The 23,871-nt window shown below is 33.0% G+C and carries 17 protein-coding genes; 4 read left to right on the plus strand and 13 right to left on the minus strand.

Annotated features, from left to right (window positions below):
* Positions 1–71: 71 nt before the first annotated feature.
* The 11 genes from ACZ451_RS00415 to ACZ451_RS00465 form a co-directional block, all read right to left on the minus strand.
* Positions 72–3,200, minus strand: a complete 3,129-nt coding sequence (locus tag ACZ451_RS00415) for a carbohydrate binding domain-containing protein (RefSeq protein WP_464215099.1) — start codon at positions 3,198–3,200, stop codon at positions 72–74.
* A 29-nt stretch (positions 3,201–3,229) separates the two neighbouring features.
* A complete protein-coding gene (locus ACZ451_RS00420) occupies positions 3,230–4,057 on the minus strand; it encodes a glycoside hydrolase family 16 protein (RefSeq protein WP_464215100.1) in 828 nt (275 codons plus the stop codon).
* Between the two features lie 26 nt (positions 4,058–4,083).
* On the minus strand, positions 4,084–5,487 hold the full coding sequence (locus ACZ451_RS00425; RefSeq protein ID WP_464215101.1) for a glycosyl hydrolase family 16: 1,404 nt from the start codon (positions 5,485–5,487) through the stop codon (positions 4,084–4,086).
* An 11-nt stretch (positions 5,488–5,498) separates the two neighbouring features.
* Positions 5,499–8,651 carry a glycoside hydrolase family 2 TIM barrel-domain containing protein gene (locus ACZ451_RS00430; protein WP_464215102.1) on the minus strand — a complete coding sequence of 1,051 codons (3,153 nt, stop codon included), beginning with the start codon at positions 8,649–8,651 and terminating at the stop codon, positions 5,499–5,501.
* A 273-nt stretch (positions 8,652–8,924) separates the two neighbouring features.
* On the minus strand, positions 8,925–11,720 hold the full coding sequence (locus ACZ451_RS00435; protein WP_464215103.1) for a helix-turn-helix and ligand-binding sensor domain-containing protein: 2,796 nt from the start codon (positions 11,718–11,720) through the stop codon (positions 8,925–8,927).
* An 89-nt stretch (positions 11,721–11,809) separates the two neighbouring features.
* Positions 11,810–14,041, minus strand: coding sequence for a beta-glucosidase BglX (bglX, locus tag ACZ451_RS00440; protein WP_464215104.1), 2,232 nt, complete (start codon positions 14,039–14,041; stop codon positions 11,810–11,812).
* A gap of 270 nt (positions 14,042–14,311) precedes the next feature.
* A complete protein-coding gene (locus ACZ451_RS00445) occupies positions 14,312–14,587 on the minus strand; it encodes an ATP-dependent Clp protease adaptor ClpS (RefSeq protein WP_464215105.1) in 276 nt (91 codons plus the stop codon).
* 77 nt (positions 14,588–14,664) lie between these two features.
* Entirely contained in the window at positions 14,665–15,492 is an 828-nt protein-coding gene (gene prmA, locus ACZ451_RS00450) for a 50S ribosomal protein L11 methyltransferase (protein ID WP_464215106.1), read from the minus strand.
* 68 nt (positions 15,493–15,560) lie between these two features.
* Positions 15,561–16,310 (minus strand): triose-phosphate isomerase, encoded by a 750-nt coding sequence (tpiA, locus tag ACZ451_RS00455; RefSeq protein ID WP_464215107.1) that lies wholly within the window; start codon positions 16,308–16,310, stop codon positions 15,561–15,563.
* A 113-nt stretch (positions 16,311–16,423) separates the two neighbouring features.
* Complete coding sequence (locus ACZ451_RS00460; protein ID WP_464215108.1) at positions 16,424–17,521, minus strand: BT_3928 family protein; 1,098 nt, start codon at positions 17,519–17,521, stop codon at positions 16,424–16,426.
* Positions 17,522–17,528: 7 nt separating this feature from the next.
* The gene (locus tag ACZ451_RS00465) at positions 17,529–18,074 is read right to left on the minus strand and encodes a DUF1599 domain-containing protein (RefSeq protein WP_464216944.1); all 546 of its coding nucleotides are present in this window, start codon (positions 18,072–18,074) and stop codon (positions 17,529–17,531) included.
* Positions 18,075–18,185: 111 nt separating this feature from the next.
* On the opposite strand from ACZ451_RS00465, the gene folP reads away from it, so the two are divergent.
* The 3 genes from folP to ACZ451_RS00480 are packed head-to-tail and all read left to right on the plus strand — an operon-like array spanning position 18,186 to position 20,659.
* Positions 18,186–19,019 carry a dihydropteroate synthase gene (gene folP, locus ACZ451_RS00470; RefSeq protein ID WP_464215109.1) on the plus strand — a complete coding sequence of 278 codons (834 nt, stop codon included), beginning with the start codon at positions 18,186–18,188 and terminating at the stop codon, positions 19,017–19,019.
* Positions 19,020–19,066: 47 nt separating this feature from the next.
* Positions 19,067–19,852 (plus strand): diadenylate cyclase, encoded by a 786-nt coding sequence (locus ACZ451_RS00475; RefSeq protein ID WP_464215110.1) that lies wholly within the window; start codon positions 19,067–19,069, stop codon positions 19,850–19,852.
* Positions 19,853–19,870: 18 nt separating this feature from the next.
* Entirely contained in the window at positions 19,871–20,659 is a 789-nt protein-coding gene (locus ACZ451_RS00480; protein ID WP_464215111.1) for a DUF3667 domain-containing protein, read from the plus strand.
* Between the two features lie 12 nt (positions 20,660–20,671).
* Here the strand turns inward: ACZ451_RS00480 and ACZ451_RS00485 are convergent, their stop codons facing one another.
* Both ACZ451_RS00485 and truA read right to left on the minus strand, forming a co-directional pair.
* Positions 20,672–22,444 (minus strand): ABC transporter ATP-binding protein, encoded by a 1,773-nt coding sequence (locus ACZ451_RS00485; protein WP_464215112.1) that lies wholly within the window; start codon positions 22,442–22,444, stop codon positions 20,672–20,674.
* The gene (gene truA, locus ACZ451_RS00490) at positions 22,445–23,191 is read right to left on the minus strand and encodes a tRNA pseudouridine(38-40) synthase TruA (RefSeq protein WP_464215113.1); all 747 of its coding nucleotides are present in this window, start codon (positions 23,189–23,191) and stop codon (positions 22,445–22,447) included.
* A 109-nt stretch (positions 23,192–23,300) separates the two neighbouring features.
* Between truA and ACZ451_RS00495 the strand changes: the two genes are divergently transcribed.
* Positions 23,301–23,801 carry a metallophosphoesterase family protein gene (locus tag ACZ451_RS00495; protein WP_464215114.1) on the plus strand — a complete coding sequence of 167 codons (501 nt, stop codon included), beginning with the start codon at positions 23,301–23,303 and terminating at the stop codon, positions 23,799–23,801.
* Positions 23,802–23,871: the final 70 nt, after the last annotated feature.

The raw sequence follows: 23,871 nt of genomic DNA on the forward strand, positions 1-23,871 counted from the left end.
AGATTAAAAATTAGGTTAGCAAAAATTGCTTTTTACTAACCTTTTATTGGTTTTAATTACTTTACTCCTTTTTAAGGATTTAAGATTACTGAAATATTATCAATATTAGCAATTACACTGCAACCTGCATCACCTCCACAAACACTCTCTATAAGAAATGAGATACCTTGACTAACATCTGTTCCTCCAGGAATAGTAAATGTACCTGTAAACGTTGTCCAAGTTGATGTTAAAGAAGGTGCTGGATTAAATACGTGAGTAAAAGAAGCACCCGCTGCAGCACTCTCTCCAAAAAGTAATACATTAAATACTGCTCCAGGTTGCACAACAGTACCTACATGATCAAATTGGATTTGAACTACATCTCCAGCTTGTACTACTCCAGCTCCTAGAAAATTTTGTTTAAATGCTGGATTACTAGGACCATTAGTTGCTATTCTACCAGACCAAGTTCCACCATTACTTAAAGTATTATCTAATGCAGCAGAACCACCATTTTGAAATAACTCATACCCAGTTATATCACCAGTTTCAAAATCGCCATTAATAGCTAAGTTGGAACTTGTACCTCCACCAGTAGAACCACCGCCTCCAGAACTATCTAGTACTAAAGAAACATTATCAATATTTACTAGCCCTGCTGCTCCATTCAAATCAAATAAAACTCTAGAAGTGGCATCACCAAATCCTGTTGCTGTTAAAGTAATAGAATACGTATCTCTTGTAGGGGTTATATCAACGGCTTGATTTGTATTTGCAAAACTTCCTCCACTTAATCCGATACCTGCTATAATAGACCTGTTGGTATCAGACCAAGCATCAAAAGTTAGCATATATGTTGCATCAGGAGTTATTGCAAGTTTTTGACTTAGATTAACAAGAAAAGGAGCTCCCGGATCCGGATTGGTAACATTTATAGAATAAAAAGTATTTCCATTTTCAGTAACTACTGGGGCTGGGTTATTATCATCAACACCTTGTATCCATGGTGCTGCACCGTTTTCAAAATCGCCATTGGTTAATAAGCCTGAGTCAAAAATTCCACCAGGACCACCTCCATTTGTATCACTACCATCACCGCCTTCTACTAAAGAAACATTATCTATCACTACAGTACCTAAATCAGCTCCCATATCAAATAATACACGACTGTTAGCGCCTCCAAAATCGTTTGCTGCTAAGTTTAAGGTAAAGGTTTGCGTTTCTGTAGTTAAATTAACTACCGGGGCAGTGTTTGTAAAAGGTCCTTCATTTAAGCCTATCCCTGCCAGTATCGTTCTTGCTTGGTTAGATGATGCATCAAATGTTAAGATATAATTAGTTCCTTGGGTAATTGCTACTACTTGGCTAAGGTTTACTGCAAATGGATCTCCTGCTGCCATTACATCTGCAAAATTAAAGCTATTACCACCCTCTGTTTGTACATTAGCTGCATTGCCAATCCATGGGTCTACACCATTTTCAAAATCTCCATTGATTAACAATCCTGAATCAAAAGGGTTTCCACCACCATTTGTATCACTACCATCACCACCTTCTACTAAAGAAACATTATCTATTACTACAGTACCAACTGCAGCACCCATATCAAATAAAACACGACTGTTAGCACCTCCAAAATCGTTTGCTGCTAAGTTTAAGGTAAAGGTTTGCGTTTCTGTAGTTAAATTAACTACCGGAGCTGTATTCGTGAAAGGACCTTCATTTAAGCCTATCCCTGCTAATATAGTTCTTGCTTGGTCTGATGAAGCATCAAATGTTAAGATATAATTGGTTCCCTGGGTTATTGCTACTACTTGGCTAAGGTTTACTGCAAAAGGATCTCCAGCTGCTTCTACATTAGCAAAGTTAAAGCTATTACCAGCTTCTGTTTGTACATTAGCTGCATTGCCAATCCATGGATCTACACCATTCTCAAAATCTCCATTGATTAACAATCCTGAATCAAAAGGGTTTCCACCACCATTTGTATCACTACCATCACCACCTTCTACTAAAGAAACATTATCTATTACTACAGTACCTACTGCAGCACCCATATCAAATAAAACACGACTGTTAGCGCCTCCAAAATCGTTTGCTGCTAAGTTTAAGGTAAAGGTTTGCGTTTCTGTAGTTAAATTAACTACCGGAGCTGTATTCGTGAAAGGACCTTCATTTAAGCCTATCCCTGCTAATATAGTTCTTGCTTGGTCTGATGAAGCATCAAATGTTAAAATATAATTGGTTCCCTGGGTTATTGCAACTACTTGGCTAAGGTTTACTGCAAATGGATCTCCTGCTGCTTCTACATTAGCAAAGTTAAAGCTATTTCCGGCTTCTGTTTGTACATTAGCGGCATTACCAATCCATGGGTCTACACCATTTTCAAAGTCACCATTGATTAACAATCCTGAATCAAAATCGCCTCCTCCGTCAACAACAGAATCACTACCATCACCACCTTCTACTAAAGACACATTATCTATAACAACTACACCAACTGCAGCACCCATATCAAATAAAACACGGCTATTAGCTCCTCCAAAATCGGCAGCATTTAACTGTAATGTAAACGTTTGTGTTTCTGTAGTTAAATTTATTTCTGAAGTTGTGTTAGTAAACGGGGCTTCATTTAATCCTATACCAGCAAGTAATGTTCTAGCTTGGTCAGATGAAGCATCAAAAGTTAAGATATAATTAGTGCCTTGTGTTATTTCTACTACTTGGCTCAAGTTTACATCAAATGGATTTCCTGCTACTTCAACATTAGCAAAATTAAAGCTATTACCACCCTCTGTTTGTACATTTACTGCATTACCAATCCAAGGATCTCCACCATCTTCAAAACCACCATTGGTTAACAAACCACCATCAAAGTTAGGCATGGTATCTGGGATATCAATAGTAATCTCATCTTCGAATGTATTGGATGCTCCACTAATATTAGAAGCAATTAAAGAAACTGTAAAAGTGCCTTCTGCGAAGGTTTTAATTGGATTAATTTCTGTTGAAGTAGTTCCATCCCCAAAATCCCACTCATAGCGCTGTGCTTCTTCAGAGATATTTGTAAAAGCAACGGTTCCAGTAGTTTGACTTTGAATGAAAGTAAATCCAGCAATTACCTCTGGTAAATCTTCCTCATCTTCCTCACATCCCAAAAAGGAAATGCTTAAAATAAATAGAAAAATGAACTTGCCTATATTCATTAAATATTTCATAATCTTTATAATTTAATATTAGTTTGCAATTAGTTTACATTTGTATTTTTAAATACTCTTACATAATCTACCAACATAGATTGTGGAAAAACTGTTTCTTCGTTAGGGGAACCAACAAAACTGCCACCTACGGCAAGATTCATTAGAATAAAGAAAGGTTTATCAAAAACCCATTCTCCAGTTACATCTTCGCGAGTAATTTGATTGTATAATACGTCATCTACATAAAAGTTGACATTTTCTGGTCCCCATTCTATACCGAAAACGTGGAAGCTGGTATCAAAACGATCGTTTTCTAAAACAAATTCTTTTGAAACTGCATTACCACCAGAGTATCCTGGTCCATGCATGCTCCCTATTAAAACGGTTGGGTTTTGCCCACGATATTCCATAATATCTATTTCACCAGCTGCAGGCCAAGGGTTTTCGTCAATATCTGCTCCTAACATCCAAAATGCCGGCCACATTCCTTGACCAAAAGGAAGTCTAATTCTAGCTTCAAATCTGCCATACCTTTGCTCAAACTTATCTTTTGTAAGCATTCTAGCAGACGTAAAAGCAGAGCCTTGAAAATTTTCTCGTCGTGCCGTTATCAGTAGTACTCCATTTTGTATGGAAACATTATCAGTACGATCTGTATAGTATTGGAGTTCGTTATTTCCCCATCCATTTTCTCCAGTTCCTATATCAAAACCCCACAGATCACTATTTGGCGCTCCATCTGTATTAAACTCATCTGCAATGACCAATTCTGTAAAGTTTACTATCCTTTGTTCATCTTCTGTAGCGCAACTTGCAAAACAAATGATCAGAACAAAAATTCCTATTATTTTATACATTACATTTTCTAATTTCATTTTATCTTTTTTTAAATTCTCATTTATTAATTAAAAAAATAGATATTATCGAGTAAGAAGTTTGGTCCACCTACAAGAATAATTGCTCCTAAATTATTTTTTTGGTTTGTGATATCTCCAGAAAGCGGAATGTCAAAAGAATTCCATTCGCCTACTGTAAGGTTATTTAAGGTAAATCTAAAATCTCTATCATCGCCTCTTGGAAGGCCATTAGCTGGGTCTGTATCTAATATTTGATCTGCTCCAATATCTCTAATTTGAATTCCTACTTCTACATTTGCTTCTTGTGCAAATACATCTACATGTAAAAAGGTTCTTTCCGTACCATCTATTGGAGCATTAAAAATAATACCCGTAAAGTTGTTATTTGCATATGATAACACAGCATCTCCATTAGCAGAGGTCATTGAAGTTTCTGTAGTAGACCCACCAAAACCAGGCGTAAAATTACTTTCTGTAGCATTTACATAAGCATCACTAAAAATTGAGCTTACGTTTGCTTGTGGTACTATTGGTGTAGGGGCAGCTTGTAAACCACCTCCAGAAATAATTTCTAAGCTTCCATTAGCGGCAACACCCCCTAGAATAGCTGATATTTGCGCTGTTCCTTCTCCTACTATAGCTATTTCCCCTCTTTCATTAACTATAGCTATATCTGTATCTGAAGATGTAAAATCAAAATAAGAAGGGGCTACCGTAGCGGTTTGATTGATTCCACTTCCTAAATTAAAAGTTTGTGTAAGCCCGCTTACCGAAATAGTAGAACCTGTAAAAGTATTTTCTACAGCATTTTGGCCTTCAAAAATTGCTGGTTGTGGTTGGGCAATAGTACCTAATTTTTCAAATTTAATTTCGTCAAAAAATAAGGTATAACCACCTTCATCACCTTCAAAAGAAGCACCTTCAGCCAACCAAAAAAGACCAGTTTCGGCAATAAGTTTCGATGCATCTGGAATTGGTATTATATATTTTTCCCATCTGGTGCTTATTTGCAAGCCATTTATGGTTACTTGAAACTGATTGTTTGTTTCTCCAGAAATACCAAAACCAATAGCATCTATATTTGCTGATTGTGTTGCTTTAGCATAAAAGGTAAGGGCATCAAAACCAGAAAGGTTTCTAGCAGCAGTGGTATTAAAGGTAGCACCTAAAAAACCATTTCCAAATGAAGGAACATCAAAGCGCATTGCAGAAGTTCCTGAAAAGACTTCATCTGTAACTACGCTAAATGCCATTGGATCTGCTCCAGCATCAACAAACGGAAAGAAGTCTAAGCCTGCAGAAAATGCATCTATAAAGACATCTCCATCTGCTGGAAATGTAGCAAATTTAACTTGGTCTGATACTTCTCTTTCACAACTGGCAGTAACAATAAAAATGAAACTTAAAAGGAGTGAAATTCTTAAATATGTATTTTTAAAATTTTTCATCTTTCTATTTTTTATTTACCAATATTGATGTGTATGTATGTTCTTATTTCCCATTCATTTCCATTACCAAAGCCTACTGGGCTAATGATTGGTTCTGTAGCGAATTCTGCTGTTGCATTAGGTGCAAATCTTGGAGAAAACTCATTAAGAGATCTCCATGTGCCTCTAATTCCAATTTGTGTGCTAGGCAGAATAAACCAATCTGGCTTTCCTATTGTTGTTGATATATCTAACATCAACTGCGCAGGAAAGGTTAAGTTAAAATCTCTATGATAATCAAAGGGTCCCCAATCGTTTACCTTAAACTCATGTTGTATTTTAATTTTTTTGTATATCACTCTAATATCGCCTCCAAAACGTTCTATTAGTCTATCATCACTACCTCTAGCCTGTGCATTTCCAAAATACATATTGGCAATTAAGCCTAAATCAGGATTTACTTTAGAAACAATACGGGTATGGGTTTCCCATAGGTCTTGTGCAGGAGCTGAATTTGGAAAAGCAAATAGTGTACGATTTGCTAGGAAACCAATAGCCGCATCTTGTGCCGTTGGTTGATGGCGAAAAACAAAACCTGCACTTACGGCTAACTTTGCGTCTTCTGCCCTATCATTATCCCATTCGTACATCCAAGTACCTGGTGTTGGGTCCCAAGTTAAAAGTAATTCCCCTGCCACAGTTTCTCTGTTTCCACGAACTACAAAAGGATCACTTAAAATATTTCTTAATCTACCTGGGCCTTGAACATCATTAGGCATAGGACCTACTATAGGTTTCTGCCATAAAAAGTTAGGCGCTATTTGTACATTACCAAAACTGTATGTAAGTCCAGAAAGGAAATTTGTTTGATTACCACTTCCACTATCTTTTAATTTCCATCCAGTAAAAGTTCGTGTAGCATCTGCACCTCCATTAGCAACTAAGCCCATTGCAGCACCTTGTGCATACCAATTGAAACGACCATTAGAGTATTCTATTTTTGCTTTTCCACCCCAATTATCTTTTGAATTTACTTCATCTGTAAAAACAGTGTAGTTACCAGGCTCACCCTCTGTAAACTGAAATTCTCTTCCATTTAAAGGTTGTCCTCCCCAAATACCTCCTACAGTTACATCAAAGTTTCCAATTTCTCTTTCTACACTTATGGTTGCTCTTCGGGTTCTTGGTTGCGGTACAGCTAATGAAGAAACAATATTACCAAAACTAGCAATATCTTCATGAAAGATCCCTGCAACATCGTATTTACCAATTTTTCTTCTATATTTTAATAATACTGCTGGGTTAGCTCCCCACCATAATTGTGGTCCAAATGCTGCTTTAAAGCCTTTAAATCCTCTTTTACCATCTATTTCTATTCCAGAAACTTCTCCATTGTATATATCTAAGTTTGGTCCATAATTTGCTTCTGGATATAAGCCAAAAAAGTCGCCTTCGTAACCCCAGTGGTAATGTCCTGTTCTAAAGAACCCTCTTACATCAAAATCTTTAGCATTCCATTCAAAAGAAGCATTGTATACCCGTACTCTATTAATATCATTTAAAATAACTGGTCCTTGATCTGAATTTACCTGTATAGGCCGTCCTACATTTTCATAAAAGACTTCATTAATTGGATTGAGTGCAACATTACCCAAAACATTAAAATTAACCTCAGCTCTCATGTTAGATGCAGGCTCTCCTTGTACCCCCACAAAATAAGATTGCATATGATCAAAACCTGTCTGATTAGGAAATGTGTTTAAGTCTTCAGGGTCTGGCGTACTGGGAGTTGTTAATAAATTACCTCCAGTATTAAATGTAGTAAATTTTGCTTGCAAATTGCTGATGCGCACTTTACTACCACCCTCTGCTACTAAAGCTGCTTTATCGCCACGAGCTCTTAATACCGCATCGGTAAGCTGAATATTTTTAAAATGATTTTGTACAAAATCTAAATTCATTCCATTTTCATAGGGGTTAAGTTGATGTGCTTCTTTTAATGCATAATATGCTGCACGTGGGTACAACTCATAAATACCTCTTGAATTTGTTGGACCTTTAGCTGTAATACCAAACCATTCTTCATTCATGTTATTTTGTCCCGGACCACCCAAATCTCTTGTATATCCTCCTCCAGACCAAGATGCATTATTATCATGTATGTCTGCATTTTTTCTATCATCAAATCCAAATTTCCACCAACCATCACTAAATTGAAATGTACAACCTCCTATAGAGTTATTTTGTTTCCCTAAACCTGCTGCATTTTCATAGATTTCTTTCCAATTATTTACCATGTAGTAGGCTTGCGAAAATTGGTCTTCTTTGTTATCTATTGCGTTAAATGCATCTGCACCAAATTCGGTAAACATGATGGGCTTGTTCAGTTTTTCTTTTACCACTTTAAACATATCACCAAAAGAAGCTCCTCTATAAGTATTGGTACCATAAATATCTACATCCGGACATTCTTCCGCTATAATATCAATAAAGAGTACATCTCCATTACATATTGCCACAGGATGCGAATTATCCATACCCTTCATCATTTTTGCAGCTTCGTTCATTAATCTATACATAGGCCTTCCCCTAATCTCACCTACTGCATCTATTTTTTCTTGTCCATCAGGGAAATCTTCTGTTTCTGCTCCTGCCCAAAAAAGACCATAGTTGTTTTCATTTCCTAATAAATACATCAAAAGGCCAGGTGTATTTTGGTATCCTCTAACTAAATCTTCCATTTCTTTTAAAAGGAATTTTTGAGTACGTTCTTCGGCATATTTGGTAACTGGCACCCAAGCTCCATCTAACGTAAGACCATAGCGACCAAAGGAATGGTTTAATATGGTATAAATGCCATAGTTCTCATATATGTATGCAATCCATTTTGCTGGAACTCCAGTATACTGACGTATTACATTAACATTCATATTTTTGAGCAAAGACATTTCTATATCTAAGCCAGCTTTTATGACATCATCTGACTTTTTCCAGAAATTGGCATTTACTGTGTTTGTACCAATTGGAATGTAATCCCAATTCATACCATTAATCATAAAATCTTCTCCGTTTACAATTAATTTTGAACCATTTTCATTATTTACAACCGAAACTTTATCAACTTGACTTAAAGTAATTGTTGTGTATAATAGAAAAAGAATTTTGAGTAGTTTTTTCTGAAACATATTCATAAAGTTTTTTTTGTGAACTAAATCTATTGTTAAATATTGTTAAATCCTCAAAAAACACCACAACAAAAAGCATACATGATATTTAAAAGTTGTTTTTTTTATCAAATTGACAGCAGTTTTTATTGCTATACTTGGTTTTGAAGAGTGTTTAATACTTTTAAATTATAATTAAACAAGATAATATTTAACATAATAAAAAGGCAATGTATAGGTAATGTTGAGGTCTAAAATACAATGTTGTAGTAAAGAACAACTATGTTAAGGTTGCTAAAAGCCTAAAATATAGTTCACTAAATTATCTTTATGCGCTAAATCTAGTTTTTTACGTAATCTGTATCGCTTAATTTCAACACTTCTTGGAGAAATTGCAAGCAGTTGCGCTATTTCTTTAGAGGATAGATTTAGCCTTAAATAAGCACATAATTTAAGATCACTAGGTGATAAGGACGGATGACTTGTTTTAATTTTTTTCAAAAACTCTCTATCTGCATTATTAAATGCTTCTTGAAAAAGTTCCCATCCATCATTTTGTACTAAATTGTTATCTATAATTTTAACTACAGGTTTTACAGCTTCTTTAACAGCTAGTTTATTAAGTTCGTTCTTTATAGTAGTTAACAATTCATTTTTTTTAATCAAATTCATAGTAGAAGAAGCCAACTCTTTACTTTTACTCTGATTTTCAATTTCTAGCTGTTCATTTTTAAGTCTTATAATTTCTTTTTCATTTTGAACATTTGAAAGTTCTAAAGTTCTTTTATTTTTTTCTACTATTTTTTGCTGTTGTTTTTTATAATATTGTTTGTAAATATTATGTACAAAAAAAGATAACAATAGCACCATTAAAATATACATTAAAACCATGGGCGTAGAAATATACCAAGGTTTAGCTATTGTAAATGAATACGTAGCAGTATTAAGAGACTTAATATTTCCTATTTTTGCCCTTACATTAAACACGTAATCTCCTACTGGAAGATTTTCAAATAAAACATTAGCGTTTTCTGACCAAGTACTCCAAGAATCATATATACCAGTGAGTTGGTATTGATAATAGGTTTTTAAATATTTATTGTATTCTGGTGCATGAAATAAAAATTCAATATTATTTTTATCGCTATCAAAACTTCTATCGCCTAGCTTTAGGTCTATAATATCTCTTTTTTGAGTATCGCCATTGATTATAGTGTTGATACCAACTTCAAAATCTTTAGCTTTTAATTGGTTGATATTAAAAATAATATATCCAGATGTAGTACCAATTAAATAGGTATTATCATCTAAAAGCTTAATAATATTTTCATATCCAAGAATACCGTGCCTTACTTCTTTAGTTAATGGTATTGTTTTTATTTTAGGCTTATTGGTTAAACCTGATGTACTAACATAGCTTATGGTATTATTTGTAAATAACCAAAGTACATTATCTTTATCAACAATTAATTTTCCAGATTCATATTCTTCTTCGTTAAATACCTCACTTAAAAGTTCATCTCTAGCAAACTTTTTTTGTATCGTATCATATACAAATATTCCTTTTTTATAGGCATATAATAAATCGCCATTGTATTTTACAATTCCAGAATTTGCACCTTTCATTGTAGTATCTAAAACTACTGCACTGATTTTAGAATAATCACTATCCACATTTAATTTAAAAAGTCCGTTATACTCATGGTTCACAAAAATTTCACTCCCAAAAGATTCAAAATATCTAGAGGAGAGGTTAAAACCTTTTATTTTATTTTTAAGCTTCCATGTACTCTGCTTTTTTTCTAGAATATAAAGTCCATCATAATTTCCTTGAAGAATTAAATTAGGTTTATTCTTTAATTTAGCTACTCCCCATGTTCCACCAATATCAGCTATTTTTTTCACTGTATTTTTAATAACCAAATAGGTGCCAGAATTATGGCCACAAAATAATTCTTCATCAATAATTTTTAGAGACCAGACTTGTCCTTGTGTTCCCTTTATAAACGTAAATGCATCACTACTGTTATTTAATGGTTTATAAAACAATCCTTGATTGGTACCCAGATATAAATTACCGTCATAAATTACTGAGGCATAAATACTTCCCAAAATTCCTTTATTATCATTAAAAACTTCATAAGGCGCTCTTGTGTTTATATAACTAATACCATTATCTAAGCCGAGCCATATGTTATGATCCATATCTTCAAACAGAGCCAAAACTGTATTATTTGCTAAACCTTTATTCTGATTGATTTGATACCCTAATTCTCCTTTTTCATTTAAATAGATAATACCATTAGAAATAGTACCTAAAGCATAGCTATTATCTTTTAACTGAATACCATCATATAAGCTATATTGCGATAATAAGTCATTCGGAAAAAGAGAGGATTGCGTTAGTATATTATTTTCAAAATTATAAAAACCATGGTCTCGGGTAAGGAAAAGTAATTTTTTCCTAGTTCCAAAAATGTGAATAACTTCTTCGTCTTTAAAAATTTGATGATCGAAAACCAAAAAGTCTTTTCCTGATTCAATTTTAAATATTCCTTCTCCTATTCGCTGAAAATAGATATCGTTATCTATCTTAAAAATTTTAGTAATCGTACTATTTGAATCAATACTATTTACGGTATCATCTTTTATATTATAAATATAAATTCGTTTTAACGATTGAAAAACAATCCAATCTTCTATATTTATTATATTCCAAAATTCTTCATCTTGGATGATATCTACTTTTGCTTTTTTTGATAATGAGGTATAACTTAGAGTACCAAAGGTATTTTTTTTCCAATACCCAAATTCCATAAAATTACCGGTATAAATACGATCATCAACCACTTTTACAGATCGCATAGTCGTTTCATTTGGCGATGGATAGAGTTTCCATCTGGCTCCATTAAATTCTAAAAGCCCTTTACTATTAGCAACGTAAATTAATTTATCTGAGGATTGAGAAATAGACCAGTTTTGGTTTTCTCCATGATAATCTTTTGGGTAAAAATTTTGAATGGGTGGTAACTGTTGTGCTGTTAAAGCACAGAATAAAAAAAAAGATGATATAAATAAAAAAAGTCTCAATAGTTATAATATAACATCAATAAAGATATGGTTTTTTAAAACAAAAGAGGTGCCTGTAATCCAAACACCTCTTTTATAAAATTGTATTTTTATTCTACAGAAAAAGCACCTTCTAAAGTTGTATTAGAACTACCGCCAACAAAAACTTTAAAATCTCCTTCTTCTACTTCCCATTTATTATTTGCTGTATAAAATTGTAATTCTTCTTTACCTAATGTAAGGGTTATTCTTTTAGATTCTCCTGGCTTTAGCGTTACCATTTCAAAACCTTTTAATTCTTTTACAGGTCTTGTTCTACTACCAAACAAATCTCTAATATAAAGTTGTGCTACTTCTTTTCCTTCAAAAGCACCCGTATTTTTTAAATTGAATGAAACTTTTAAAGTTCCATTTTTCTGAATAGACTTTGCACTAAGTTTTAAATCACTATACTCAAAAGAAGTATAACTTAAACCATATCCAAATTCATATAATGGAGCACTACCCACATCATCTATATGCGTCCAGAAAACCATATTTTCTCCTGGAGCAACTGGTCTACCTGTATTCTTGTAGTTGTAATAAATTGGTGCTTGTCCTACATTTTTAGGAAAAGTCATTGGTAATTTTCCACTTGGGTTATAATCGCCGTAAAGCACTTCTGCTATTGCATTTCCGCTTTGACTCCCTAACTGCCATGCTTCAACTATAGCAGGGATATGTGCATCTGCCCAAGTAATTGCCAAAGGCCTACCATTCATTAAAACTAAAACAATATTTTTATTTACAGCGTAAACAGCTTCTAACAGTTCTTGTTGCAAGCCAGGCAACTGTAAATCTGTTCTTGAACGTCCTTCACCAGATTGATACCCAATTTCTCCTAATACCATAAGAACCACATCTTTTCCTTTTGCAGCTTCTACAGCTTCTTTAATACCGCTTCTATCCGTAATATTAACATCTATTTCTTCTGTAAAAGTTGGTTTATGTTCTGCAATACGAACCCCTTTTTGGTAGGTAACTTTATTTTTTTTGTACTTTGCTAAACCCTCTAAAACAGAAATTGCAGTATTATCATCTGCAGCAATACGCCAACTCCCTAATGGACTATCTTTATCATCTGCCAAATCACCAATTACAGCAATATTTAAACCTTGCTTTTTTAAGGGTAATAATTGCTTTTCATTTTTTAATAAGACTATAGATTTTTTAGCCATATCTAAAACAGCAGCATGGTTTTCCTTACTATTAATAACTGCTTTCTCTCTTTTAAAGTCGCAATATTTATAAGGGTCATCAAAAAGACCTAACTCATATTTTACTGTTAAAATTCTCCTAGCCGCATCGTCTATGTGTTTTACATCTACCTTTCCTTCTTTCACCAAGCTTTCCAAATTTTTTACATAAGCATAGGCTTCCATATCCATATCTGAACCAGCTTTTACAGCTAATTCTGCTGAATGTTTTAAATCTTTAGCATAACCATGGTTTACTAATTCTCCAATAGACCCCCAATCTGAAACTACAAAACCATCAAAATTCCATTTCTCTTTTAAAATATCTCTTTGTAAAAAAGTACTTCCAGTAGCTGGGATGCCATTAATTTCATTAAATGAATTCATAAATGTTTTTACCCCTGCTGCTACTGCTGCTTTAAACGGAGGGAAGATAGTATTATAGAGTGTTCCATCTCCTACATCAACAGTGTTATAGTCTTTTCCTGCTTCTGCTAATCCGTATGCAGCAAAATGTTTAGCACAAGCTGCAATAGTATTCGTTTTTGAGAGATCCTCTCCTTGAAACCCTTTTACTCTTTGATATGCTATTTTACTACCCAAATAAGGGTCTTCTCCTCCACCTTCCATAACTCTGCCCCAGCGCGCATCTCTAGAAATATCTACCATTGGTGCAAATGTCCAATTTATGCCACTAGCAGCTGCCTCACGAGCACCAACTTTGGCAGAATTACGAATTGCTTCTAAATCCCAACTTGCTGATTCTGCTATGGGAATAGGGCTCATTGTTTTGTAGCCATGGATAACATCAAAGCCTATAATTAATGGTATCCCTAAACGAGATTGCTCTACTACAACTTTTTGTACTGCTCGTACTTGCTCTACTCCTCTAACATTTAACATTGAGCCTACTAAGCCAGATGCTAAATCTTTGTATTTATCTGCCCCATTACCCTCTTTAGGAGCAGGACCAGTAACATTCCAGAATCCGTTATACTGATTCATCTGACCTATTTTCTCTTGTAAAGTCATAAGATTCAATAATGAATCTACTTTTTTAGAAATTTCTTTTTTATCTGAAGAAACTTGTCCGTAATTGATATTCATTATAAAAAAACTAAAGAGTAATAAAATGCAATGTCTCATAATTATTTGAATTTGTAAAAGAACAAATTTAAAGGAAAAAAAAGTCTTTCAGTACTTCATATTGAGCATAATTTGCCCTTAATGATGCAACTGGAACGACTATAACGTTATAGCTAATAATTAAATAAAAAATTGAATGATTTATAATTCTAATAATTGACTCTTGGAAAGGAAAATTCAGTAAACTTAGTTTATAAAGCCAGCAATTAAATTCTGAAAAGTAATTTAACTTTATACAATTTCTGCACTAAGGCCTGCTTGTAAAAGTTTACTGCAACGCGGCTCTAAGTCTGAATACTCTCCAGTTTTAACAGTACATTTTCCTTTATGGTGTACAATCATTGAACATTGCTCGGCTTGTACAGGGGTATGTTCACAAACAGAAATTAGGGTATCGATAACATAATCAAAAGTGTTTACATCATCATTAAAAAGAACAATTTCGTTTTGCTTTATAACATCTTCTTCTAAAAGTAAATCCTCTAAATATTTTTCTTTTGTGCCCATGGGACTATTTTTTTTACTAATATACAAATTCTGTAAAATGAGCCTCAATTTGAATCAAATATTTTTTATAAATATCACTATATCATATACTTTACAGCGACCCAATCGTTCTTTTTTAAATTTTCTTGGAAGGATAAACCTACAGACTTACACTTTTCTGAGATTAATGGAATATCTTTTTCATAAAACCCACTCAAAAATAAAATACCATTTTCTTTTAAACATTTGGCATAAACTGGAATATCATTAAGCAGTATATTCCTATTGATGTTAGCTATAATTATATTATATTTTTTATTGTTTAATAAGCTTGCATCTCCTTCTAAAACAGTAATATGACTACAATTATTACGCGCTACATTCTCTAATGCATTTAAATAGCACCAATTATCGATATCTATAGCATCTATAGTCTTTGCATTTTTCATAGCCGCAAGGATTGCTAATACTCCTGTTCCACTGCCCATATCTAAAACAGATTTTCCTTTAAAATCATGATTTAAAATATGCTGTAACATCATATGCGTAGTCTCATGATGTCCTGTACCAAAACTCATTTTAGGTTCTATTACAATATCAAAATCTACTTTAGGCTTTTCATGAAAAGGGGCACGTACTACACATTTTTCACCTACTTGAATTGGATTAAAATTCTCTTCCCAAGTTGCATTCCAATTTTGTTGTGCTATGGTTTTAAACGTATGGCTTATCTTGAAATTATCATTCTCAAAAACTTGAAGATTTTCTAAAATAGAAGCAAACCAGTCTTCTTCTTTTATATAAGCGAGTACACCTCCCTCTGTTTCTACAAAACTTTCAAAAAGTACCTCTCCTAATTCTGCAATTAGAATATCTGATGCGGGCTGTAAAGGTTTTATGATAAAAGTATATTCAATATAATTCATAAGTTTCTTTTATTAAAAAAGGAGTGCTTTTTACAAAACACTCCTATTACTTTTTAGACTTTAACACATTAAATTGCTTTTATAATCGCTATAAAATCATCTGCTTTTAAAGCCGCCCCTCCTATTAAACCCCCGTCTACATCTGGTTTTGAAAAAATTTCTACTGCATTAGCTGGTTTTACACTTCCTCCGTATAACACAGATACTTTATTTGCTATTCCGGCATCGTATGCATCTGTTATTGTTTTTCTAATAAAAGCATGCATTTCTTGTGCTTGTTCTGGAGAAGCAGTTTCTCCTGTACCAATAGCCCATACTGGCTCATAAGCTAATATGATATTTTTCCAAACTGAAGCTTCTAGATTAAATAATGCATTTTTTAACTGACTTTCTACTATGTTAAAATGGTTACCCGATTTACGGTCTTCTAATTCTTCTCCAAAGCAAAACATTACTCTGATGTTTTTTGCTAAAGCAGTGGTTACTTTTTTAGCTAAAATATCATCCGTCTCATTAAAATAAGCTCTTCTTTCTGAATGGCCTATAATTGCAGTATCTACTCCTATATTTAACAACATATCGGCAGAAATTTCTCCAGTATAAGCACCACTATCTGCAAAATGCATGTTTTGTGCTATTACTTCTATGGTTGATGCCTCTAAATGACGAACAGCTGCACTTAGATTTACAAAGGTAGGCGCTACCATTACCTCAGCATTAGTATCTGGCAATTTAGCAGAAAGTGCTGTTAATAATTCTTCCGTCTCTGAAAGGTTTTTATTCATTTTCCAGTTTCCTGCTACAATTTTACTTCTCATTTTTATTAATTTTTATGTCTTAAGGTTTTAATAAACGCTATTTAAAAAGCAAAGCTGAAAAAAAGCTTTTACAATTCCTTCTTAATTACTGTTATTCAACTATTTTACTTGGATTAGTTAAACTTCAACGTTTCTAAATCGTTATAGTGCACTTTTTGTTGTATGGTTCCCTTTTCTAAAACCAAAACGCCTGGATTAGAACGTACTATTGTTTTTAATGTAGTTTGGTCTGTAAAATAAAACTCAAACTTTAATTGGTATTCTTTTATAATTTTTTCAGCATCAACATCACTGGAAGCAGACATTCCTATAACTTTATAGCCTTTTGCTAAAGCTTTATCCGTAATTGTCTTTATTTCAGAAAAAGCTTCATAATTACTCTTATATAAATCATATGCTATTACCATTACCAATTTAGGCTCTTGTAATAATGAAGAAGCCATATCTTTTCCATTTTTCTCAATCGTAAAATCGTGAATGGGTGGCTCATAGCCTTCCTGTACTTCTGTAGTTTCTACATCAACATATTCTCCATCTACATTAGGATAATCGCCTTGCGTAACAATAATTTTTTCTTCTCCGTTTACCTTAAATTTCCAAGCATAATCATAAATTGCCTTCGGAGCATCTTCAGGAACATTCATCCCTTCTTCTATATTAGCTCCAATTTTATAGGGCCTAAAATCTTTAGCCGGTAAATGACTTAGTACATAATAACAAAAAGCAACACTAGCTATAAAAACTATAAACGTTACAATTCTATTTGTTTTAGGCGCAAATAGTGGCTTTATATATTTCTGACCAATAAATAATACAATTATAAAGACTAACAATATAATGTCTTTAATAAAAGATTCCCATGGGGTTAATTTTACTGCATCACCAAAACAACCACAATCTGTAACTTTATTAAAATAAGCAGAATAAAATGTTAAAAAGGTAAACCCTACAATCATAAGCAGTAAGCTCCACACCGTGAATTTAACACGATACCCAATTAATAATAGAATCCCAACAAGAACTTCAAAAATAACGACTACAATAGCAATTGATAAAGCGTGTGGTTCAAAAAAAGGCATATCTAAAACGCCTGAGCTAAAATATTCCTCTAGTTTAAACGAAAAACCTACTGGGTCGTTCAATTTAATAAGTCCACTAATAATAAATAATACGCCAACAAAAATTCTACTAAAACCAACTAAAAACTTCATATTTTATTTATTTGGATTGTTCTTCTAAGTGTATCATTGCAAAAACAGCATAATTTACCATGTCTTGGTAATTAGCATCTATACCCTCACTTACTAAGGTTTTGCCCTTATTATCTTCTATCTGCTTTACACGTAATAGTTTTTGTAAAATTAAATCGGTTAAAGAACTTACACGCATATCTCTCCATGCCTCACCATAATCATGATTTTTATTTTCCATCAAGGCCTTGGTTTCTGCGGTATGCTTATCAAACAAATCCGTTGCCTCTTCTACAGATAAGTCTGGTTGGTCAGCAATTCCTTTTTCTATTTGTATCAATGCCATTATAGCATAATTAATAATCCCGATAAATTCTGATTGCTCTCCCTCATCTACCTTACGCACTACATTTTCTTGCAAACTACGAATGCGTTGGGCTTTAATAAAAATCTGATCTGTTAAAGAAGGAAGTCGTAAAATTCGCCATGCACTGCCATAATCTTTCATCTTTTTGGTGTATAATGTTCGGCATGTTTTAATAACTGCGTTATATTGTTCTGACGTTTGCTGCATGTATTCTTTGTAATTTGTGTAAATTTCGTTCAAAATTTTTAATTGTTCAAGAATAGGGGTTTAAACTTATGATCCACTTATGAGCAATACGCAAATCTTGATTTTTAGTATATGACGATTAATTGTAAAGGAAACCTCATAGACCTTAGCCAGCCCGCAGTAATGGGAATATTAAACCTCACCCCTGATTCTTTTTTTGATGGTGGCATTTATAAAGATGAAAAAAATATTTTGAAGCAAGTAGAAACAATGCTTTCTGATGGTGCTACTTTTATAGATCTTGGCGCTTATAGTTCTAGACCTGGAGCAGACTATGTTTCTGTTGAAGAAGAGCTGCAAAGAATACTTCCAATTGTTGAACTTCTCATCAAAGAATTTCCTGACATTTTAATTTCTATTGATACTTTTAGAAGTAAAGTGGCACACGAATGTTTAGACAGTGGAGCTGCATTGATTAATGATATTTCTGCTGGAAATTTAGATGATACTATGCTAGCCCTTATTGCAAAATATAATGTTCCTTATATTATGATGCATATGAAAGGAGATCCAAAAACAATGCAACAACAAACAAATTACACTGATTTAATACAGGAGATGCTTTATTATTTTTCTGAAAAAGTTACAGCTGCGCACGCTTTAGGAGTAAAAGATATCATTGTAGATCCTGGCTTTGGTTTTGCTAAAACCATAAGCCAAAACTATACCTTATTACAACATTTAGACTTATTTAAAAATTTAGAAAAAATACTTCTAGTGGGTATCAGTAGAAAATCTATGATATATAAGGCTTTAGAAACTGATGCAAAAGGAGCCTTAAATGGCACAACGGCACTACATATGGTTGCTTTACAAAAAGGTGCCACTATTTTACGTGTACATGATGTAAAAGAAGCTATGGAGTGTATTAAATTGCATAAGTATTTAACTGCATCAGATGCGTAGCCATTTGTTTGCCTATTTTTGTTAATTTTACAAAAACCCTCAAAAGATTGGATTTTTTAAATTTTCTAGAGTTTAAGATTACAGACGTTATCGACATTATTCTTGTTGCTGTACTCCTATACTATATTTATAAATTGGTTCGTGGCACAGTTGCCATAAATATTTTTATTGGAATAGTGATTGTTTGGGGGTTTTGGAAACTTACAGAACTACTAGAAATGAAAATGATTAGTAGTATGGTTGGTGGTTTTATGCAGGTAGGATTAATTGCATTAATTATTGTGTTTCAACAAGAAATAAGGAAGTTTCTGCTTTTAATAGGTTCTACAAATTTTGCTAATAAACGTAATTTTATTCGTCATTTTAAATTTTTAGGGCAAGATGTAACCACATCTGCAATTAATGTTGATGCAATTTTAGCGGCTTGCGATAAAATGGGTAACACAAGAACTGGAGTCTTATTAGTGATAGAACGAAATAATTCTTTAGACTTTTTAAAAGCTAGTGGTGATAAGATGCAAGTAGAAGTAAACCAACCCATTCTAGAAAGTATTTTTTATAAGAATAGCCCATTACACGATGGTGCTGCCTTAATTGAAGGAAATTATATTACAGCTACTAGGGTAATACTCCCTGTTTCTAACGAACGTACTATTCCATTACGCTTTGGCTTACGCCATAGAGCTGCTATTGGCATTACAGAAAAAACAGACGCCTTAGCTTTAGTAGTTAGTGAAGAAACAGGAACAATCACCTATATTAAAAATGGAGAATTTCAAAAGTATGAAAATTTAGAAGCATTGAATAAAATGCTTAAAGAAGACCTTATTTAACCAATAAAACCAACCTTTATGCAGTGTAAAAATTGCGAAACTCCTTTAGCAAATAATGCTTTTTTTTGTCATAATTGTGGTGCAAAAGTGATTAAAAATAGACTTACTTTGAAAAGTTTATGGGGTGAGTTTACTCAAAATTTTTTTAATCTAGATAATACCTTCTTTAAAACATTTAAAGCATTAACTCTAACTCCATATGATGTTACCGTAGGCTTCATTAATGGTGTTAGAAAGAGATACATGAATCCAATTTCGTATTTCACCATTGCTGTTTTTCTAGGTGGTTTATTCTTTTTCTTAAATAAAAATTTCTTCCCAGATGCTATGAATTATCAGAATGCACAAATGGCTTTAGATGCTCAAAAAGATGAGTCTCAAAAAGTTGTTTTAGAATTTCTAATAAAATACCAAGTATTTGTACAAGAATATCAAAATTTATTATACATCGCTTCGTTACCGCTTATTACACTTATCTCTAAACTCGTTTTTTTTAATAAAAAGCAATTTAACCTAAGTGAGCATTTTGTAATGAATATTTATGCATATTCCCATACTTCTATTTTTATAAATATCATGTATATTTTAAGTATCTGGAGTCCTGCCTTAATCTATTGGGAATCTAGTTTCTCTGCACTTTTACTTTTTGGATATTTCTCTTTTATGTACAAAAAGGCATTTAAACTAGACTTTGCTCAAATTTTATTAAAGTTAATGCTATTCTTATTAATCTTAGGCGTACTTTTTATAGCTATAATTATATGCATAGTAATATATATGGTCTATTTAAAAATAAAAGCAGGTTAAGCACTCCTATTTTTAAGCTGTTTCTTCCTCAGCTAAAAACTGCGCTTCATACAAGGTACTGTAATAACCTTCTTGTTTAAGGAGTTCTTTATGCGTTCCTGATTCTACAATTTTACCAGCGTCCATTACTAAAATTTTGTCTGCTTTTTTAATGGTTGCCAATCGGTGGGCAATAATAATAGAGGTTCTTCCTTCCGTAATTTTATCGGTAGCCTTTTGTATGAGTTGCTCTGAATAGGTGTCTACAGATGAAGTTGCTTCATCTAACACCAAAATACTCGGGTTGCTCACATAAGCACGTAAAAAGGCTATTAGCTGCCTTTGCCCACTAGAGAGCATAATACCACGTTCCTTAACATTATACTGATACCCTTCTGGAAGGCTACTAATAAATTCGTGCACCCCTATTTCTTTAGCTGCATCAGCAATTTGTTTTTCAGTAATTGTAGTATCTTTTAAAGAGATATTATTGGCAATAGTATCTGCAAATAAAAATACGTCTTGCAATACAATTGCTATTTTAGCCCGTAACGACTGTAATTTATAGTCTTTAATAGCAATATCATCTATAGCAATGGTTCCAGAATTGATTTCATAAAATCTATTTAGAAGGTTTATAATAGTAGATTTCCCTGCTCCAGTTGCTCCTACAATTGCGACAGTTTCGCCTGCTTTAACATCAAAAGAAATACCATGTAAAACAGGTTCATCTTTTAGGTAACCAAAGTGCACTTTATCAAATGAAATTTCACCTTTTACATCGTCTTTTTCTATGGTTCCAGTATCTGCAATTTTACTTTCGGTATCTAAAATTTTAAAAACTCTATTTGCAGCTACCATTCCCATTTGTAAGGTATTAAACTTATCTGCAATTTGCCTAAGGGGCCTAAAAAGCATTTCGGAAAGAAGAATAAAGGCAAAAAGAAATCCAAAACCTTCTTTATCTGTGACATTAGCAACATTTAATAGACCTCCATACCAGACAATTAATCCAATAGCAATGGCTGAAACTATTTCGGCAATAGGAAAAAAGATAGAGTTATACCATACTGTTTTTAACCAAGCATTTTGATGTTTCTCATTTATCTCTCTAAACTTTTCTTTTTCTATTTCTTCTCTGTTAAATAACTGTACAATTTTCATTCCTGTAATGCGCTCTTGTACAAAAGAATTTAAATTAGAAACTTGCGCTCTTACTTCTATAAAAGCAACTTTCATTGCTTTTTGAAAAAGTCTGGTGGCATAAACTATAATAGGCATTAAAGCAAATACAATAAGTGCAACCCGCCAATTAATGTATAACATACCAATGGCTGCTACAGACATTTTTAATAAATCTGCTACAATTACGAAAAAGCCTTGGCTAAATACTTCTCCTATCCGTTGCATATCTGCCACGGCTCTGGTTACTAAAACACCGATAGATGAGTTATTATAATATTGCATTTTAAAGCCCATCATGCGTTTAAAAAGATTTATTCTAACATCTTTTATAACCGACTCCCCCAACCAATTGGCATAATAATTAAAGAGTAACTGACTTATCACTTGACCAAGTAATACACCAAGCATGGCCAATATTAAATAAAGTAATTTACTAGGCTCTTTTGGGCTAATTGCTATATCTACAGCTTTACCAAGTATTACAGCAGTCATTACGGCAAAACCAGATAATAAGATTGCTGCAAGCGCTACACCATAAAAGGTAACTTTATAAGGTTTTGTATAATCTATTAAGCGCTTAAATAGCTTAATATCAAATGCTTTTCCTTCTTTCTTATCCATTTAACTGTTGTGTATATTTTTGGGGTATACAATCTTTGTCAAAGATAAACCTTTTGCTGGCACAGAAATACCAGCTTGTTGCCTATCCTTACTTTTTATGATTGCTTTAACATCCATAATTTCTAACTTTCCTAAGCCTACATCTAATAAGGTTCCAACAATAGCGCGCACCATATTTCTAAGAAACCGATCGGCAGTTATGGTAAACACTAATACATCATCTTTTTTTGTCCAAATAGCCTGTTTTACATCACATAAAAAAGTGTGCACTTCTGTTTTAGATTTAGAAAAACATTCAAAATCTGTATATTTCATTAATAATGCTGCAGCTTTATTCATTTTTTCAATATCTAAAGGATATTTTATATAATAGGCAGTATTTGTATAAAACGGATTTTTATCTTGTACAACCCAATATTCGTAGGTACGTTCTGTAGCATCAAAACGTGCATGCGCTTCACTATGGACTCCTTGGATATTTTTAATAGCAATGTCTTTAGGCAAGTATTGATTTAGCCGATATGTTAAATCTTTACTATCCTTTATTTCTCTATAATTAAAATGTGCATACATTTCTTTTGCATGTACTCCAGCATCTGTTCTACCAGCTCCCATTAAAACAATAGTTTCTCCTAAAAGTGTTGAAATTGCTTTCTCTAAAACTTCTTGTACTGTAATTGCATTTGGTTGTTTTTGCCAACCATGATAGTTTTCTCCGAAGTATGAAAATGCTACAAAATATCTCAAAGCAATATGCTATTTTTGTAATACAAAAGTACTGCGTATTCTAAAAAGAGTCTAAAATAATTTATGTCGCTACCATTTTTACTAAACAATACCCTTAATACATAAAAAAATGACCCGAATTTTACTCTTATCTGATACCCATGGTTATCTTGATGATACGATTTTAAAATATGCAAAAAAAGCAGATGAAATATGGCATGCAGGAGATATTGGGCAACTTGGTGTTACAGATACACTAGAAAAAATTAAACCTTTACAAGCTGTTTATGGTAATATAGACGATCATATGGCCCAAATAGAATTTCCGCTAGACAATAGGTTTATGTGTGAAGATGTTGCTGTTTGGATAACACATATAGGTGGTTACCCCAATAAATATAATGTTAGGATTAGAGAAGAAATTAAAAAAAATCCTCCAAAGCTTTTTATTTCTGGGCATTCCCATATTCTAAAAGTAATGTGGGACAAAAAATTGAATCTCTTACATATGAATCCTGGTGCTTGTGGTATTCATGGTTTTCATCAAGTACGGACGATGCTACAATTTGTAATTGATGGTAAGGATATTAAAGAGTTAGAAATTATTGAATTGGGTAAAAGAGGTGCTTAATATTTTTTACTGCTACTAAAGGAAATAAGAAAATTTTATAAAAAACAAAACCCTAAACAAATTTGTTTAG

It is taken from the genome of Allocellulophaga tsushimaensis (genome assembly GCF_055383085.1).

Coding starts and splice junctions, on each gene's coding strand:
- ACZ451_RS00495 (WP_464215114.1), top strand. CDS start 23,301: ATGACCCGAATTTTACTCTTATCTGATACCCATGGTTATCTTGATGAT.
- ACZ451_RS00485 (WP_464215112.1), bottom strand. CDS start 22,444: ATGGATAAGAAAGAAGGAAAAGCATTTGATATTAAGCTATTTAAGCGC.
- ACZ451_RS00415 (WP_464215099.1), bottom strand. CDS start 3,200: ATGAAATATTTAATGAATATAGGCAAGTTCATTTTTCTATTTATTTTA.
- tpiA (WP_464215107.1), bottom strand. CDS start 16,310: ATGAGAAGTAAAATTGTAGCAGGAAACTGGAAAATGAATAAAAACCTT.
- ACZ451_RS00430 (WP_464215102.1), bottom strand. CDS start 8,651: ATGTTTCAGAAAAAACTACTCAAAATTCTTTTTCTATTATACACAACA.
- ACZ451_RS00420 (WP_464215100.1), bottom strand. CDS start 4,057: ATGAAATTAGAAAATGTAATGTATAAAATAATAGGAATTTTTGTTCTG.
- folP (WP_464215109.1), top strand. CDS start 18,186: ATGACGATTAATTGTAAAGGAAACCTCATAGACCTTAGCCAGCCCGCA.
- prmA (WP_464215106.1), bottom strand. CDS start 15,492: ATGAATTATATTGAATATACTTTTATCATAAAACCTTTACAGCCCGCA.
- bglX (WP_464215104.1), bottom strand. CDS start 14,041: ATGAATATCAATTACGGACAAGTTTCTTCAGATAAAAAAGAAATTTCT.
- ACZ451_RS00445 (WP_464215105.1), bottom strand. CDS start 14,587: ATGGGCACAAAAGAAAAATATTTAGAGGATTTACTTTTAGAAGAAGAT.
- ACZ451_RS00480 (WP_464215111.1), top strand. CDS start 19,871: ATGCAGTGTAAAAATTGCGAAACTCCTTTAGCAAATAATGCTTTTTTT.
- ACZ451_RS00460 (WP_464215108.1), bottom strand. CDS start 17,521: ATGAAGTTTTTAGTTGGTTTTAGTAGAATTTTTGTTGGCGTATTATTT.
- ACZ451_RS00465 (WP_464216944.1), bottom strand. CDS start 18,074: ATGCAGCAAACGTCAGAACAATATAACGCAGTTATTAAAACATGCCGA.
- ACZ451_RS00425 (WP_464215101.1), bottom strand. CDS start 5,487: ATGAAAAATTTTAAAAATACATATTTAAGAATTTCACTCCTTTTAAGT.